This window comes from Flavobacterium pectinovorum, from assembly GCF_006438875.1.
Classification (GTDB): Bacteria; Bacteroidota; Bacteroidia; order Flavobacteriales; family Flavobacteriaceae; genus Flavobacterium; species Flavobacterium pectinovorum_A.
In genome coordinates, this window is record NZ_RCZH01000004.1 from 85,686 (window position 1) to 103,298 (window position 17,613).

14 protein-coding genes are annotated in these 17,613 nt (G+C 32.6%); 6 read left to right on the top strand and 8 right to left on the bottom strand.

Annotated elements, in window-relative coordinates; translation table 11 throughout:
• Window positions 1–39: 39 nt before the first annotated feature.
• Window positions 40–315 carry a hypothetical protein gene (locus EAH81_RS06660; protein WP_140505139.1) on the bottom strand — a complete coding sequence of 92 codons (276 nt, stop codon included), beginning with the start codon at window positions 313–315 and terminating at the stop codon, window positions 40–42.
• 202 nt (window positions 316–517) lie between these two features.
• Window positions 518–2,119, bottom strand: a complete 1,602-nt coding sequence (locus EAH81_RS06665) for a Na+/H+ antiporter (RefSeq protein ID WP_140505141.1) — start codon at window positions 2,117–2,119, stop codon at window positions 518–520.
• 984 nt (window positions 2,120–3,103) lie between these two features.
• On the opposite strand from EAH81_RS06665, the gene EAH81_RS27380 reads away from it, so the two are divergent.
• A complete protein-coding gene (locus EAH81_RS27380) occupies window positions 3,104–3,280 on the top strand; it encodes a hypothetical protein (protein ID WP_161595790.1) in 177 nt (58 codons plus the stop codon).
• A gap of 6 nt (window positions 3,281–3,286) precedes the next feature.
• Here EAH81_RS27380 and EAH81_RS06670 read toward each other — a convergent pair whose 3' ends face one another.
• On the bottom strand, window positions 3,287–3,604 hold the full coding sequence (locus EAH81_RS06670; protein ID WP_140505144.1) for a hypothetical protein: 318 nt from the start codon (window positions 3,602–3,604) through the stop codon (window positions 3,287–3,289).
• A gap of 419 nt (window positions 3,605–4,023) precedes the next feature.
• Between EAH81_RS06670 and EAH81_RS06675 the strand changes: the two genes are divergently transcribed.
• Window positions 4,024–4,845 carry a hypothetical protein gene (locus tag EAH81_RS06675; protein WP_140505146.1) on the top strand — a complete coding sequence of 274 codons (822 nt, stop codon included), beginning with the start codon at window positions 4,024–4,026 and terminating at the stop codon, window positions 4,843–4,845.
• Between the two features lie 101 nt (window positions 4,846–4,946).
• Here EAH81_RS06675 and EAH81_RS06680 read toward each other — a convergent pair whose 3' ends face one another.
• The 5 genes from EAH81_RS06680 to EAH81_RS06695 form a co-directional block, all read right to left on the bottom strand.
• A complete protein-coding gene (locus EAH81_RS06680) occupies window positions 4,947–5,372 on the bottom strand; it encodes a protein-export chaperone SecB (RefSeq protein ID WP_140505149.1) in 426 nt (141 codons plus the stop codon).
• 12 nt (window positions 5,373–5,384) lie between these two features.
• Window positions 5,385–5,849, bottom strand: a complete 465-nt coding sequence (locus EAH81_RS06685; protein WP_140505152.1) for a hypothetical protein — start codon at window positions 5,847–5,849, stop codon at window positions 5,385–5,387.
• Window positions 5,846–6,265, bottom strand: coding sequence for a HEPN domain-containing protein (locus tag EAH81_RS06690; RefSeq protein ID WP_161595791.1), 420 nt, complete (start codon window positions 6,263–6,265; stop codon window positions 5,846–5,848). Before EAH81_RS06690 ends, EAH81_RS06685 begins: the two co-directional genes overlap by 4 nt.
• A 300-nt stretch (window positions 6,266–6,565) precedes the next feature.
• A complete protein-coding gene (locus tag EAH81_RS28015) occupies window positions 6,566–6,700 on the bottom strand; it encodes a hypothetical protein (RefSeq protein ID WP_262711756.1) in 135 nt (44 codons plus the stop codon).
• A 163-nt stretch (window positions 6,701–6,863) separates the two neighbouring features.
• Window positions 6,864–7,817, bottom strand: a complete 954-nt coding sequence (locus EAH81_RS06695; RefSeq protein WP_140505157.1) for an IS1595 family transposase — start codon at window positions 7,815–7,817, stop codon at window positions 6,864–6,866.
• Between the two features lie 770 nt (window positions 7,818–8,587).
• Between EAH81_RS06695 and EAH81_RS06700 the strand changes: the two genes are divergently transcribed.
• From EAH81_RS06700 to EAH81_RS06715, 4 genes are all read left to right on the top strand, one after another.
• Window positions 8,588–10,936, top strand: coding sequence for a mechanosensitive ion channel family protein (locus EAH81_RS06700; protein ID WP_140505160.1), 2,349 nt, complete (start codon window positions 8,588–8,590; stop codon window positions 10,934–10,936).
• 257 nt (window positions 10,937–11,193) lie between these two features.
• Window positions 11,194–11,886 carry a response regulator transcription factor gene (locus EAH81_RS06705; RefSeq protein ID WP_140505162.1) on the top strand — a complete coding sequence of 231 codons (693 nt, stop codon included), beginning with the start codon at window positions 11,194–11,196 and terminating at the stop codon, window positions 11,884–11,886.
• A complete protein-coding gene (locus EAH81_RS06710) occupies window positions 11,876–13,243 on the top strand; it encodes a sensor histidine kinase (protein WP_140505164.1) in 1,368 nt (455 codons plus the stop codon). The genes EAH81_RS06705 and EAH81_RS06710 overlap by 11 nt, the downstream gene beginning before the upstream one ends.
• 825 nt (window positions 13,244–14,068) lie before the next feature.
• Window positions 14,069–17,284 (top strand): TonB-dependent receptor, encoded by a 3,216-nt coding sequence (locus EAH81_RS06715; protein ID WP_140505166.1) that lies wholly within the window; start codon window positions 14,069–14,071, stop codon window positions 17,282–17,284.
• Window positions 17,285–17,613 lie beyond the last annotated feature (329 nt).

Consider the following 17,613-nt stretch of genomic DNA (forward strand, 5'->3'; position numbering starts at 1 on the left):
AACTACAATTTTTAGATTAGTTTCTATTCAACATAATTTTTATTCGTCCTGGCTGTCATATCGGTTCCAATAAAAAAGTGCCCCTTCAGTATCAACGGTTTTATAATAGTCCACTAATTTAATGTATAAAGCATCTCCAACACCAAGTATTGTCAATGATAATAAATTGTCAAGCAAAAACTCTATGGTACTATTATCGGTACATTTTTCGCTAATAATCCTGTCCACTTCTTTTTCTAAGGCAGGAAGATGTTTTTCCAACTCAGCATTAAAATTATCTATTAAAGCTTTAATATCATTTACTGACTTATCCATTTTATTTTAATGCTAAAATTTCAACAATTAAACCATCGCTTTCTTTTTCTAAAGCTAAAATATCAGCTGTAACTTCTTCGATATTTCTTAAAGGTTTTTATCTAACAAATATACAATATCTTCGTAATCATGACTACCATAGAAATCATCATATCGCATATCGCAATATGCGATATTGAATTATTAAAACAAAATCAATCTCCTACTCCTCATACATTTCCATCCACAATCTAGTCTCTTCCAAATCCAATTCCTTTTCAATCTTCCTAAAAATCTCCTCATTGACAGAACCAGACTTATGCATCGATTCTAATTTGTCACGTTCAACATTCAGCAAGTCGATTTGAATTTTGGTAAAATCATTGAAGATCTCTCCTCCCACTAAATTTCCTTTTCCGAAGAAGTTGGCAGGAAGTTCCGTTTTTTGAAGGCGGTTGAATTTTACTTCGTACTTGCTTTTGATGTTGTGAAGCAAGTCATCGTTGAGCAACGAGAAATTGTCTTCGATATGGGTAATAGTTTGTGAAACGATGATGTTTCGAATCTCATATTCTTCGGCAAGAATAGAATATTTTTCAATTTTTAGTTTTTTGATCAGCCACGGCAATGTAAGTCCCTGAATGACCAAAGTGGAAAGAATCACACAAAACACCAGATAAATGATGAGGTTCCTTAGAGGGAAAACCTCCGTTTTATTCATCATTAACGGAAGTGCCAAAGCCGCCGCCATCGACACGACACCACGCATTCCGGACCAACCGAAAACAATCATGTTTCTAAAATCAAATTCTTCCTGTAAACGGATCTTTTTACTGATATATCGTGGAAGTAAAGTTGCCGGAATCACCCATAAAAAACGCACCAGAATCACGACCAAACTTACCGAAGCACCCCAAACAAATAAGGACCAACCAGAATAATGCTCAATTCCCAAAATGATTTGTCGCAACTGCAATCCGATTAAGATAAAGATCAAACCGTTTAAGATATTCGTTAAAACGCTCCAAATCGTTCCTGTCGTCATTCGGCTTTCGTGCGTGAAAATCGTTCCCGATCTGGCCGAAAGAAAAAGTCCGGTTGCCACAACGGCCAAAACTCCCGAAGCTTCAAAATGTTCGGCAATTAAATAAGAGGCAAAAGGCGTTAAAAGCGTTAAGGTTGCCTCAATTACTTCATCACAAACAAATCTTTTATGAATAAAACTCATCACATATCCAACACCTAAACCAATCACAATTCCTAATACCGACATTACAACAAAGTTTAATCCTGCTTGCCAAAGCACAAAATTTCCGGCTGTAATCGCGGTTAACGCATATTTGTAAGCGACCAGACCACTGGCATCATTCACCAGACTTTCGCCTTCTAGAATCGCAATTAATCTCGGGTGCAAACCCAAACCTTTGGTAATAGAAGTTGCTGAAACCGCATCTGGTGGCGAAACTATTGCGCCCAAAAGAAACGCTAACGGCCAGGAAATATCATCAATCAACATATGTGCGGCAATCGCAACAGCAACCGTGGTAAACAGAACCAAACCGACAGCTGCAAGCGTAATTGGTCGAATAGTTTGTTTAAAATCAGCCCAACTGGTGTACCAGGCGGCATGATATAAAAGCGGCGGCAGAAAGACAATAAATACCACTTCGGGACTTAATGCAATTACCGGAAGTCCAGGAATAATACTGATCACCACACCGCAAAGTACCAACACAATCGGAATGGGGAAATTGTACTTTTTACTAACAAGACTCAGAAAAGCGACTCCAAATAGTAACATGATAATTACGGTAATATTCTCCATTTTTTATATTATTTTGGTAATTCTGGTATAAGAGTACGAATATAATATTTTTAAAGTTTTCTTTTTGCCACTCCCGAAACTTCGGGATAAAATGATTAAAATGATTTTGTTTCACGCAGATTCTACAGATTAAAGCAGATTTAAATAGATTTTTATTAAAATTAATTTGCGTCAATCTGCCTAAATCTTTTTTAATCTGCGTGAAATTCATATTAAAAAATTGTGTGATTCTTTTTATCCCAATAACTATCTTGATAAGAAGATTAGAATAATTTTGTTTCACGCAGATTCTACAGATTAAAGCAGATTTAAAGAGATTTTTATTAAAATTAATTTGCGTCAATATGCCTAAATCTTTTTTAATCCGCGTGAAATTCATATTAAAAAAATTGTGTGATTCTTTTTTATCCCAATAACTATCTTGATAAGAAGATTAGAATAATTTTGTTTCACGCAGATTCTATAGATCAAAGCAGATTTAAAGATATTTTTATTAAAATTAATTTGCGTCAATCTGCCTAAATCTTTTTTAATCTGCGTGAAATTCATATTAAAAAATTGTGTGATTCTTTTTATCCCAATAACTATCTTGATAAGAAGATTAGAATAATTTTGTTTCACGCAGATTCTACAGATTAAAGCAGATTTAAATAGATTTTTATTAAAATTAATTTGCGTTAATCTGCCTAAATCTTTTTTAATCTGCGTGAAATTCATATTAAAAAAATTGTGTGAATCTTTTTTATCCCAATAACTATCTTGATAAAAAGATTAGAATAATTTTGTTTCACGCAGATTCTACAGATTAAAGCAGATTTAAAGAGATTTTTATTAAAATTAATTTGCGTGAATCTGCCTAAATCTTTTTAATCTGCGTGAAATTCATATTAAAAAAAGATACCTATATACTTGAGTGTACCAACTAGCAACACCTTAAAAATATAGGTTTTTGTTTTTAATATATATACTATAAAAATACAAACTATGAAACCATTATCACAACACATTCAAGAAACATTTAACAATGAGTCTTTAAAAGAGGCTTTTGAAGAAAAACTTGTCGATGAAGAATTGGATGCTTTAAATCGTACAGCATTTGCCATAGAAGTTCCTAAAGCAGATAAAAGTTCATTGGTAGATAAGACGATTAGTGGGAAATAAGAGATTTTATTGATTTAAGACGTATTGAATTTGTTTTAGTAAATTTCCTTGAGGTATTAATTCTACAAATTGCACAAAATTATTTATTTCAAACAATGCTGTTTTAGAAGAAATCAATTCAGTTGAAATAAATGATACTTCTATTTGATTGTTAATATATTCTATTTCAATTGAAAAGTTCACATTTTGATATGTTACTGCATATTTAACACTATGTGGTTTTACTGAATTAGTAAGCGGTACGATTGTAAATAAATCTTTCCTAAAATATCCTCGAATATAATTGTCGACAGTACTTTTAATAAGATTATATACAATATTCATAAATTTCCTTTTAAAATAAGGAATAAAGGTACTTAAAATTTTATACAGACGAAGTTTGAACATAGAAATAGATGTTTAGATTATGTATAATATAACCACCTTTCAGAAGCAAAATCAGAGATATTCTGTTCATAAACTATCAAAACATTATAGACTTTCATTATTCCGCCTCGTTCTTTTTATTTATTTTTGTATTGTAAAAATATTCGTGCTTAATTACGTTATTGCTAAATCCGAATTACCACCCTGAAGCTCAACAGCTTCTCGATTTAACAAGCAAATAATGTATGTGAGGTACGCCGTCATGGCGTGGCTTTGCATCATTGCTTGTTTAAGGGTGTGGTAATCCTGGATTTAGCTTGGTGTAATGTCCACGCTTATTTTTGCAATAAACATTTATAAATCCAAATTACCACAAAATGAAAAAGCACTATCAAAAGTACTGCATGCATTTGACGTACGCCATTATTTCCTCTTCCACATTTCTATTTACTACCAAGACATTTAGTCAAGAAAAACTCAAAATCACTCCAGAGTTTTCCAAACAAATTATTGAAAAGTACCAAGTAGAATCTTTCAAAATTTTTCCTGTTACTATTAAAGCGTTTGAAGATAAATCAATAATATATGTGATGTCAGAGAATCCTGTTGAGCTAAATGTTTTATCAGGAGATTTTATCAAATTACCTGATAACTATATGCTCTCGAATAAAGAAATTCCAAATAGATTCATGAAAAATGAACTGTTTACAGAGAAAAATGAATCTTATCAAAATTTAGGTGGCACTTTCGATAGATTCCCAATCATCAAAAAAATAAGTACAGATGAATTATTTTATGTTATGTCCAATAAATTTATGGGTCAATTAGAAGTTGAGACTGATCAGTTCAATTTTAAAAATCTTGGAAATACTGTTGAATATAAAACATGGAAAACTAAATATTTGACATTACTACAATCAGCACAAACAAATGTAAATACTTGCAATGCAATAATTAAGAAGCATACTTATTTGAATCGATTAGGTCAGAAAAGATATGACTCTGATAAATTCACAAAGCAAGAAAAGTTAAGTTTTAATAAAAATCTTGATTCCTTAAATGAGAAATTGAAAACAATTGGAGATTTGGAAGACAATCGTGATTTCTTAGCTTTTTACAATAACAAGGTATCTACTGTGGAAGCTACAAAGTCTTATGCATTATCTAGTTTCTATAATAGTACAAGTAGAAGTTATTAGAAATATATTGACTGCAAAAGAAAAATTAAACTGTCCCAAAATGATGTCTAACTTTTTGGGACAGTTTTTTCATTTTAAACTGGATTTTCATTTTTATCACATTAGCTATTTATAACTTCTGTGTTTTCTTTTAGCGGCTCTGATACATTTGCAAATTTTATTAAGCCTAGCATTAAAACATTTGCATTAGCTTGAAGTGTTAATGTGCTAATAAACGATCGCATATATGGAAAGATAATAGGAATTGAATTAGTGAAGAAATATGATGGAATATCTTCAAATTTATACGGTTGATCAAATAAAAATTCTGAAACGGATTTTACTTTAATAACTTTTTTATTTGCATCTTTTTCAGTTGCTGTAAACGTAAAAAATAACTCATATAATCCAGAATTTTCATTATATCTTCCTGACGGATGAAATCCCATTTCTAATTCACTATTTTCCTTTTCAGTTTCCTCATACGAAAATTTAGAAATTCTAAAATCTTTAAACCTAAATGCTATTGTTTGCTCTGCTTTTATCATTGTAGAAATTATTTAAAATAAAAAAGACTCTAGTTTAACTCCAGAGTCTTTAATGTTTGATATATCATTTTTATTATCAGGAGGTGCAATAAAGACATCGAAATCCTGAGGTATTATATATGCATCATACGTTAAACAAGGTTGTGCGACAACAAATGATACTTTTTGTTGTTCAAACTCCGAAAGATCAACATTTATAGTACTAACACCTAAACTTAAAATAGGATTATTAACCTTTATTAAAGAATCATCGGTTATAAATACAATGTCCTCACCAAAAAATGTATTTTCGAAAACATCTTCAACTTCTATCTGTTTAAGAATATATGGTCGATCAGAATTAAAACAATGAACAGGTTTAACTTCTACAACATGAGTATTAATTATACTTTTGTATTCATACCTAATTTCTAGGTGTGAATGTTCACTGTATAATTCAACTAATTTTTCTTTTAAAAAGATGATAGACTCTTTCATGATAGTTTCTTTTTTATTAGACTCACAATTTCAATTCCTAGACTTAAAGCTTTATTACTGTCGTCAATAGTAACTTGAACATTATCATAATCTGCAATTTTCCTAAAGGTCTTTAATTCTTTTATTTTATTTTTTACAGTATTTCCGTAATAAGTATCAGATTTTTCAGTTACCTTATTAACCATAAGTTTTATTGGGTAATCATGAGAATTTAACTGATTTCGTTGTCCTCTCGAGTTATTAATTGTCGAAGAAATTTCTTCATATGTTTCTCCTAAACGATTTAATGTAGTTGAAATGTATTGAAAAACAGCATAGTATGAACAATGTACACTTGGTGCATAGCAACTATGTTCATCGATCAGTATTTTGGCGGCATCTAAATTGAAATTAGATTTTTCTTTTAAGAAACTCAAATTATTTGCAAAGGTATTAATTCAAACTACAATTATATAGCTCTTTTGTTTTTATTAAGAATAATATTGATCAAATATAGCATAAATTTGATATCGCCCTAATTTTTCAAAAAATAATTTTATGTAAATTCCAAAATGCAATTATAACTGAGTAATAATACCTAGTCTAATTCTTACATTTAAGACAAATTGATAGCAAACATTTGTTCTTAAAATATTTTACAAATTTATAAAAACAATATAGTAAATAAAACTATTTGTTAAGCAGTTATACTATTATGTTCGATTATTAAACACTCTCTATTCAGACGGTTCTTCTTTTTCTACAGATTCAACAACTTCTTCCTTGTTGTCATTTAGATTCTCTACAACTGTTTCTTGATCTTCTTTAATAGGTGCGAAACTTTCCTGAATGTGATCTGAAAGGGTTTTCATGGTATATTGTTTTAATATTATATAAGTATGTATAATTAAACAATCTCCCCCTGTAATGGTGAAGGAATTTGATTGTAAATATCTACTTGACAAAGATAATTCATCATATAAGAATTCAAGAATTCTTGATACCTCGTTTTCAGTAGTTTCAGTAGCTCATGATCTATGCTACTAAATCCCTATACATTAATCTCTCGTTAGCATTTAATAATGATAAATTAAATCTTTCACCATCTGACATCTTACGTGTATTATATCGATATGAAAATTCGTCACAGTATCTATGTAGATGTTTTGGGCTTGTTACGTGATAAATACCTATGATACCTCGTTTCAATTGACTCCAAAATCCTTCGATACTATTAGTATGATATGGTCCCATTTTATAAACACCTTTGTTGTGCTTGATAACTCGATGTTTATAATCTTTAGAAAGACCATTGTAAGCTAGCCAACCATCGGTAACAACAGTGGAACCTTCTTTAACCATTGCTCGTATGATAGGTTGTAATGTTTTTCCTTTAGTATTCTTTACAACTTTCGTATAAACTATACCATTACAAATCATCCCAAATACAGGAACTTTCGTTTTAAGGCTTCGACCTTGAGTATTCTTTACTCTTTTCTTTCTGCTTTTGTTCTTACCTCCAACATAAGTTTCATCAATCTGAACAAGTCCTTCAAATGGAATGGCAATTGTATCTTTCATAGCATTACGAATTCTACTTAACATGTACCAAGCAGTTTTTTGAGTAACCTCTAAATCACGATGTAATTGTAAACTACTAATTCCTTTCTTATGTGAAGTGAATATGTAAATAGCCATGAACCATTTACGTAATGAAATATGTGAGCTTTCAAACATTGTTCCGACTCTTACAGTAAACCTCGATCTGCAATCTTTACATTTATAAAGCCCTTTGAATACTCCTCTGGCTTTTAGTTTGTAGTGATATTCGTTTTTGCTTCCACAATGAGGGCAAATCGGTTCGTGTTGCCATCTAAGTTTTTCTAAAAATTCTCGACATGCAGTTTCGGTATTTAATTCGTCAATCATATGCATCATAGATTTAAAAACCGTTGCATTATCTAATTCATTATCAATTATATGGGTCATTTAAGTTTTATTAAAATTAATAAATATTGATTAAACGTGTACAACTTGTACTACAAGTTGTTAACAGTTTTCGATTGTAGTTCTTTGCAAATCTGCTTGTTAACTCAAGAAGGTTGTTTAATTTCTTATAAATGAAAACCACCTACGTCAATAGGTGGTTTTCAAAAAACAATTAGAAAATTAGACTTATCAAATGCTCAAGAATAATAGACAGTATTGCGTGAGGAATTTGATTAAAAAGGATAGTTTTCCAATTTAACTTAATCAGATTGAAAAAGTTTTTCAGACAATTTGTTACTTGCTGATGTACAGCGGAAATGAAATTTTGCATCGTTAAGATTTTAAAGTTAGTATTTGAAATCAAACAACATTGTCCAGAAAATGAATTCAGTTTTGAAAAAGCATAAAACTAGTTCGTAACGAACTGGTTTTATGGTGTTTAAAATTATTTGTTATGGTTTTGAAAATGATCTAAAACGAAAAATCCAGCTCATTTCGAGCTGGATTTTTGATGAAAACGCGAGGTAAACGCTATTTTTGAGTATTTTTGAGATTGAATATATACTAAAAACAAAAACCTATATTTTTAAGGTGTTGCTAGTTGGTACACTCAAGTATATAGGTATCTAAAAAAAATCTGTCTGAATCTTTTTATTGAGATAGCCATCGTGAGTAGCAAAAGTAATTTACGCACACGTTAAAATCTTTTTAATCCTTTTAATCTGTGGCAAAAATACTTACTTTTGAATCTTAAATTTATGCCCTAAATTATGATTCAGAAAAGATATTCAATTTGTTTACTTGCCTTATTAGCAGTCTTATTTTATACACCACTTGCCTACTCGCAAACTGCTCCTCCAAAAGCTGAAACCAAATCTTCACTATTTCAGGAAAGTGCTACCGATAGTGATTATTTAATGGCGATCGAAAAAGCCGGAGAAGTACTGGAATCGGCTCACAATGACACTGAATTTGACGGAAACAGTCATCACTTATTTGGCGAAATCAAAAGAACGCAAAACAAACTTGATCTTATTCTTGCGAGTTTAAAAGGTGCAAATCCTAATATCCGCAACCAACAAATGTATCGTATTGTCCTGAAAGAAATCGAACAGGAACTTAACGAACAAAATACGGCAATCAATTCGCGCAATTTGGCTCTCGAAAAAATCAAGGGACGAGTTATCGATTTACGCAAGGATAAAACCCTAATGGGACTTTTGAAAGATACGATTCGACGTAACCAATTTAAAAAAGAATTTGCCAATCTTAAAAACAGATACCTAAGCACGGACAGTTTAATGACCAAAAATCAGGGCATTCTAAACAAAAATAAAAAGCTGACCGTAGAAAGAAAAATTGCCGTTTCGAATGCTTTAATTACTGTCGAAAGTAAGTTGGAGCAATCCGGAATCAGCATGCTGAAAAAAGAATATCCTGCTTTATGGAGCACAAGCGATTCTACGGCTAAAAAAATCGTAGGCAAAAACATTAAAGCCAAAATCATTATAGAAGAAAATGTAGCCGCATATTACCTGAGTTACAGAGCCGGCGGATTAATTTCTTTGGTTTTGTTAATGAGTTTATTGGGTTGGTACATTTCACGCAATTTAAAATACCTTAAAAATAACGGACACGCAGAGAATCTTTCTCAATTTAATTTTAAATATTTAAATCGAGGTGTTATAATTCCCGTTGCTGTCATTGGTTTAAACATTGCCGTTGTGAGCAATTTGTATGCTCCTGCGATGTTTATCGAACTAATTCAGTTGGTACTCCTGGGACTTATTACTTTTCTTTTCAAGAATAGCTGGTCAAAAAATTCAATGCGCAATTGGGTACTTCTTTTAGTCTTATTCTTTGTGCTGTGTTTCTTAGATTTATTTATTGCAGTTGGTTTTATACAGCGTTGTGCCTTTATCGCAATCAATATTCTGGGAATTCGTTACGGTTTAGTTCAGATCAAAACGATAAAAGATCAGCTTTATATTAAGGGATTCTTCAAATGGGCTACAATCATTTTTATTGGTCTGAATGTTCTGGCGATCCTTAATAATATTTTCGGAAGAGTTTCATTGGCCAATATGTTAAGTCTTACCGCTTTTATATCTATTACCCAGATTGTTGCCTTAAGCGTACTTTTGATAATAGTGTTGGAAATTATTCTTTTACAGATTTACACCACAAGAATTAAGCGCGATATCGAAAAGATTTTTGATTATGAAACATTATCAGATACGCTGAAAAAACCTTTTATCATCGTTATTAGTTATATGTGGATTGTTGTAATCGCAGCCAATTTGAACATTTGGGAATCGTTGCGTGCCAGTTTAATCTCGCTGTTAAGTCACCCAAATACGATTGGAAGCATCACTTTTACTTTAGGAAACATTGTATTGTTTTTTATCATCATTTGGCTCGCGCATTTATTACAAAATTATGTCGCTTACTTCTTTGGAGAAGTTGATGACGAAAACGAAGAAAACATCAATAAAAGGCAACATTCAAAACTGCTTATCACACGATTGGTTGTACTAATTAGTGGATATCTTCTTGCCGTTGCAGCGTCCGGAATGCCATTAGACAAACTAAGTATTTTATTAGGAGCATTAGGAGTTGGTGTTGGACTTGGATTGCAGAGTGTGGTTAATAATTTCGTTTCGGGAATTATTTTAATTTTCGATAAACCGATACAAATTGGAGACGTTATCAATATAAGTTCTGACTCTGGTCGTGTAAAATCGATGGGATTGCGAACCACTAAAATTAACTCTGCAAATGGTGCAGAAATTATTATTCCGAATGGTAATTTATTGTCACAAAACATTACCAACTGGACTTATACAGACAATTTTAAATTGGTAGAAATTGCCATTGAAGTCAGCGGCGAAATTATGCCCGAAGAAATTAATACGCTAATATTAGAATCTCTGGAAAGTATGGAGTTAGTGAATAATACTAAGGCTCCACAGATTTATTATACAGCTATTGCCGATGGAAAATTCAAATTACAAGTAAAATTCTGGTGCAGTATTTACCGTACCGAAGAAACAATAAGCAGTGCCAGACAAATGCTTTACAGTAATTTTAAAGCTAAAGGTTTGACTTTATCCACCTAGAAAAAATATCTCAAAAGCCTTCTTATTGCTACAATCTGACGGCTTTTTTAATTACTTTTATAACATCGAATTTCATTTTTCCAAATGATTATAAAGAAAAAGAATACCTGGTTTAAAATGCTCTTTGAATGGAGAGGTTCCGTTTTGCCACAACTTCTCCCAAGACTTCTATAAATCTATATTTCTATGTGTTAAAGATAAATATACACAACGAATTATTTTAAAAATGATATTGAACATCCCAATTATATTCGGTTATGAATAGAGTATTATTAGTTGAAGACGATCCCAGAGTGGCTTCCTTTATTTCGAGAGGACTCGAAGAAAATCTCTATCAGGTCAAAACGGTTTCCAAAGGTTATGATGCTATCAATGAAGTCATGGAAAATGATTTCGATATTATTATTCTCGATATCATGCTTCCGGACATTACCGGATTTGAGGTTTGTGAAGTTTTACGAAACAGGAAAATAATTGTTCCAATACTTATTTTGAGTGCATTAGATACGCCACATGAAAAAGTAAAAGGACTGCAATCCGGTGCCGATGATTATCTGGCAAAGCCCTTTTTGTTTGAAGAACTTCTGGCGAGAATAAACGCTCAGCTTCGTCGTGCCGAATTTAGTACAGGAATATTAGACTTTCAATCTTATGCCGGAATTGAGATTAATATGAAAGAACAAAGCGCCACGAGAGACGGAAAAGAGCTCAACTTATCTTCGAGAGAACTTAAGCTTTTAATATTTTTTATGAAAAACAGAGAAACTGCTTTATCGCGAATTGCCATTGCTCAGGCAGTTTGGAATCTTGATCTTGACATGAATTCTAATACTGTAGATGTCTACATCAATTATCTTCGAAATAAAGTCGACAAAAACTTCGCCACGCCATTAATTCATACCATAAAAGGAACAGGATATATGCTGAAACAAAAAAATCATGAATCTTAAAAACAAACTGGCGGTTAATTCCAGTTTGCTTTTTGCCTTTACGGTTGGACTTGTAATGGCGGGTTCTTTCCTGTTGTTTAGAACTCATATGAAAGATCTTTATTATGATAATTTGGAAGATCATGCGATGACAACGGCTCTTTTTTATTTTGAAAAAGACGAAATCAAAGAGATTAACAGCGCGCGTTATCATCAAATCGAAATACAATACAATCGGATAAATAACGAATCGATAAGGGTTTATGATGCCAAAACAAAAAAGCTTTTTGTGCACGATAATATTAATATTGAGTTAAATGATCAATATTTGAATCTGATTAAAAAAGAAAAAATAGCACATTTTAAACTCAATGGCAGACAATTTGTAGGTTTATTTTATAAAGACAATCAGGGTGATTTCATCATTATAGTTTCTGGAATTGACAGCGCCGGAAATAGACAATTGGAGATTTTGGGCATTATGTTTATTCTTTTTTATCTCGCCGGAATTCCGATAAATTATCTTTTGGGAACATTTTTAGCCAAACAAACTTTTCTGCCTTTTGAGCGCGTTATAGCAAAAGTAAATACCATAACGACCGAAAATCTTCATTCGAGATTAGAAGTTCCTCAAACAAGCGGAAAAGACGAAATTAAAGAACTTATTACCACTTTTAATTATCTCTTAGAGAGATTGGAAAGCGGAATAATGATACAAAACAACTTTTTGAAAAATGCTTCACATGAATTAAAGACGCCGCTTACGATTATTATTGGCGATATTGATGTTTCGTTGCAACAGCCAAGAACAAATGAGCAATACGAGCAAATTTTAAAATCACTCAAAAAAGACACGTTACATTTAAAATCTACTTTGGATAGTCTTTTGGTATTATCCGGACTCGAACTTTCGGAACCACAGCAAATGGAAACGGTCAGAATTGATGAAATATTATGGAATGTTCTCGAAAAGAAAGCCATAGAATATCCTGAGTCTAAAGTTTCGGTTAATTTTGATGCTATTGCTGATGATGAAGATTTACTTTCCATTCATGGCAATAAACACATGATTTTTATTGCATTGTATAATATTCTCGACAACGCCATTAAGTTTTCTTCTCCAGAACAAGTTGAAGTATTTGCTTTTTCGAAAGAAGGAAAACTTCAGCTAAAAATTACAGATAAAGGACCGGGAATTTCAGAAAATGATAAAGAGTCTATTTTTGATCTCTTTTTTAGAAGCGATAATACAAGACATATTCAAGGTCAGGGATTAGGACTTTTTATAACGATACAAATTCTAAAACTCCATAATATTAACGTAATAGTAGATTCTGAATTAGAAAAAGGAACTTCGATTTCTTTGGTGTTTCCTTAAATAATTGTTGGGTATAATTAATTTCAACTCCCACAAAGTAACCACAATTATTGTCATCCCGAGGCACGAGGGATCTCCGTAAGTAGCTCGACAAAGATTGGCGATTTTGATTGCGGCGTATCTTGCGGAGATCCCTCGTGCCTCGGGATGACAAAAATGCGCAGACTAACTTTGACAAAAGTTGAAAGCCTGAAAATTAGATTTTTTTTCTTTCTCGCAGATTGAGCAGATTGAGCGGATCTAATTTTAAATTTGCGTAATCTAAATTGGGCAAAAAAAATCTGCCAAATCTGCTCAATCTGCGAGAAAAAATTCAACACATAGAAAGATAAGGTTTGAATCCTAGAATTTAAGGAACTATAATAAAAGCATAAAGCTGTCTCCTTTGTCATTTCGACCGAAGGGAGAAATCACACTCGCGATTCGACAAAGAGTGGCGATTTTGATTGCGTCCCGAAGCTTATGGATAATGTGATTTCTCCCTTCGGTCGAAATGACAAAATTGCGATTCTAACCGCAAAAATATTTTTTACAATGCATTTTTCGGTACGAAAGTACTATTCAATGATATCCGTTTTTTACAATCGGTAACATTTACATAACACTCTAATCTTTTTCTAATCTACTTCAAATACAAACCTAATCTACTTATTTTTAGCAATTTGTATAAACGATTGATTTTAAAGACCTAACTCCTTTAAACAGAAATAACACGTTCATAATTTTGCGTTAACAATGAATATTTTTATCATTTTAAGTTAACAAAAGCATTAAATCTTATCGAAACAAACTGGGTTTCTTTGTCAAATAAAAACTAAAAACAACATGACAAAACTAAAACTCTTTTTTTCGGCATTTATGCTTCTTGTTATGGGAAACATTTTTGCTCAAATTACAACCTCATCATTATCCGCAAAGGTTAACGATGGAACCAGCCCACTTACTGAAGCTGAGGTTACATTAACACATTTACCTACCAACGCTGTTTACAGAGGTACAACTGATAAACAAGGTAGATTTAGTTTCGAAAATTTAAATGCCGGCGGTCCTTATGAACTGGAAATTAAAAGTTCAGCTACCAAAGATTATTCTAATGCACAAATATTTTTAGCACTTGGTGACAATGATTTGCCAACAATTGTGGTGAATAAAGCAGATAACAATGTATTGGAAGAAGTTGTAATTACGAGTTCTAAACCGTCATCAAAAAATAACGGAACCAATATTAGCGAAAGACAAGTAAACGGTCTTCCGTTAATAAACAGAGGAATTCAGGATGTTACAAAACTGGTTCCACAGAGTTCTAACAACTCTTTTGCAGGAACAAATTTCAGATACAATAACGTCACTATTGACGGTTCTATAAATAATGATGCAATTGGTTTCAGCCCATCATTGGGTGGTCAATCCGGAACTTCCGGAATGCCTGGAAGCAGTACACGATCAAATTCTATCAGCTTAGATGCGATTCAGGATATTCAGGTTTATATCGCTCCTTATGATATTAAACTAGGAAATTTTCTTGGAGGAAGTGTAAATGCAGTTACTCGCAGCGGTACAAACACAGTAAGCGGATCTATTTACAGTTATGGCAGAAGTGCCGCAATTACAGGTCCAAATAATGCAGGTGACGGTTCAAAAATGCCAAGCTCTTTTGGTGATTATCAAGTTGGTTTCAGATTAGGTTTGCCAATTATTAAGGATAAACTTTTCTTCTTTACCAATATGGAATATGCTGAAAGAACGGATCCATTATTTTATAATGCAGGACAAACCAATTCTGCCGGAAAACTGACTTCATTAGTTGATAATGCTACTGCAGAACAGATTTCGAATTTCGTAAAAACAAACTACGGATTTGACACAGGAAGTTATGGTGCCTACAATAACTTTGCGAAAAGTCAAAAATTCTTCAATAAATTAGATTGGAAAATTAGCGACAAACACTCTCTTTCGTTAAGAAACAATACAGTAATTTCTGAAGCTTCAAACTTAGAGCGTGATGCGGCAAACTTCAGATTTTCAAGCATGGATTTTACACAAAAAAACCAATCTATTAGTACAGTTTTAGAATTAAAAAGTCATTTCAACAGTCAATGGTCAAACTCCTTTATTGCAAGTTACTCGGCAATTAAAGATTATCGTGATCCAAAATCAAGCAATATCATGTTTCCTCAAACAGAAATTGGTTACAAAGGAGGAACAATTTTCTTAGGAAATGATCGTGAAGCAACTGTATTTAATATGAAACAAAATACAGCCGAAATCACAGATAATCTTACGTATAAAACAGGAAATCATACCTTCTTATTTGGTACTCACAACGAGTTTTACGACATCAATTACGGATTTGTAAATGCGCTTAACGGAAGAGTTTCATACAAATCACTAGATGATTTCTACAACAAACTTCCTTCTCGTGTTCGTGGAACTTATCCATTTGATGGTTCTACAAGAGATGAAATTTTCAATAATCCGTATGCTAAATTCAAAGTAAACTTATATAGTGTTTATGCACAGGATGAGATCAGAATTGGCAGTAAATTGAAAGTTACTCCAGGTGTAAGAGTTGATTATACGGACTTGCCAAACAAACCTAAATTAAGCCCGCAAGTTCAAAATTCTCCGGCAGATCCAAACTACGGTACAACATATAATTATACGCCATTAAGCCAAATCAACAACAATTTCTTCAGCACTGCTTTAGTGTCTCCAAGAATAGGATTTACTTATAATGTTGACGAAGACAAAACATTGGTTATTAGAGGAGGTTCAGGAGTATTTACAGGACGTATTCCTTTTGCATGGTTAGGATATGCTTACTATAATGACGGTGTAGGTTATGGAAGTTATGACAAAAACAACTTAACTCCGGCTCAGGTTGCGGCAGCGGGAGATCCATTGGCAGCAAACGGATTAAACGGATATCACGATGCAACGCCAAAAGTTCAGGCAGATTTAGTAGACAACAAATTCAAAATGCCATCAGTTTTAAGAAACTCATTGGCGATCGATAAAATTATTGACGGATATAAATTTACGACCGAAGGTATCTACACAAAAGTAATTCGTGATCTTGAATTTCAACAAGTAAATAAGTTAGACAATCCAACTTATTTCTCTTACGATACCAATCACCAAATGCCAATTTATGCGGCAAATATCAACCCGGCTTTTTCAAATGCTTACTTATTGTCAAACACAAGCAAAGGGTACAGATATAGCATTACAGAAATGGTTTCAAAAACATATGATTTTGGTCTTAACTTTATGGTTGCTTATACTTACGGAGATTCTCGCGATGTTACAAACGGAATTCGTAACTCTATGGAAAGTAACTTCCAAATGAACCAATCATTGACACCAAATGATCCTCAATTGGCAACTTCAAACTTTAATATCAAACACAGAATCGTTTCGAATGTTGGATATGCAGTAAAATTGGCTGATAACAATACTTTCTCTGCCAATGTATATTTTAATGCACAATCAGGAAACCCGTTCTCTTGGGGATTTGTAAACTCAACAATTGCAGGAACCGGACAAGCAGCAGGATTGGCTTATATCTTTAAAGATGCAACAGAAGCAGCTAAATATATCGGCGTAAGTTCAACAGGAGTTACGTCGGCTACAGCAGCACAACAAGTAGCAGATTACGAAGCATTTGTTAACGGAAATGATTATTTAAAAAGCAGAAGAGGAACTTTTACCCAAAGAAACGGTGATACAACACCGTGGAATATTCAGGCAGATTTGAAATTAATGGATGAAATCAAAGTTACAAAAGTAGGTACATTCCAAATCTCATTCAGCATGGCAAACGTTGGTAACCTTATCAACAAAGATTGGGGAAGAAGCTACTTTGTTCCAAATACATACAATTCAACAGCGAGCCTTGGTTTAACAAAATCAGGAAACCTTGGAGGTGTTGCCACTGGTGATCCAACATATACTTTCCAAAAACCAGCATCAGCGCCTTATACTGTAGATCAGTTAGCGTCAAGATTTCAGGGACAATTGGGGGTTAGATATTCGTTCTAACAAAGACAGTGTTTATTTTTTATTTTTTTTGTCCGCCAGTTTCAATTATGGAACTGGCGGACTTGTTTTATAGAAACTCCGTAAATCAGCTTGCCAATTTTAATTCACTCAGAAATAACTGTTCCATCGGAACATCTCATCGGTAGCCAAATAAATTGATGTTTTTTTTACCACAGATTTTACAGATTAAAAAGATTTAGTTTCACGCAGATGTTGCAGATTTATTATAATTATAATCTGTATATATCTGCTTAAATCTTTTTAAATCTGCGTGAAAGACTCTTAGCGAAATTCAATGCATATCTTAACAGCCAAAAAGAAAATGAGAT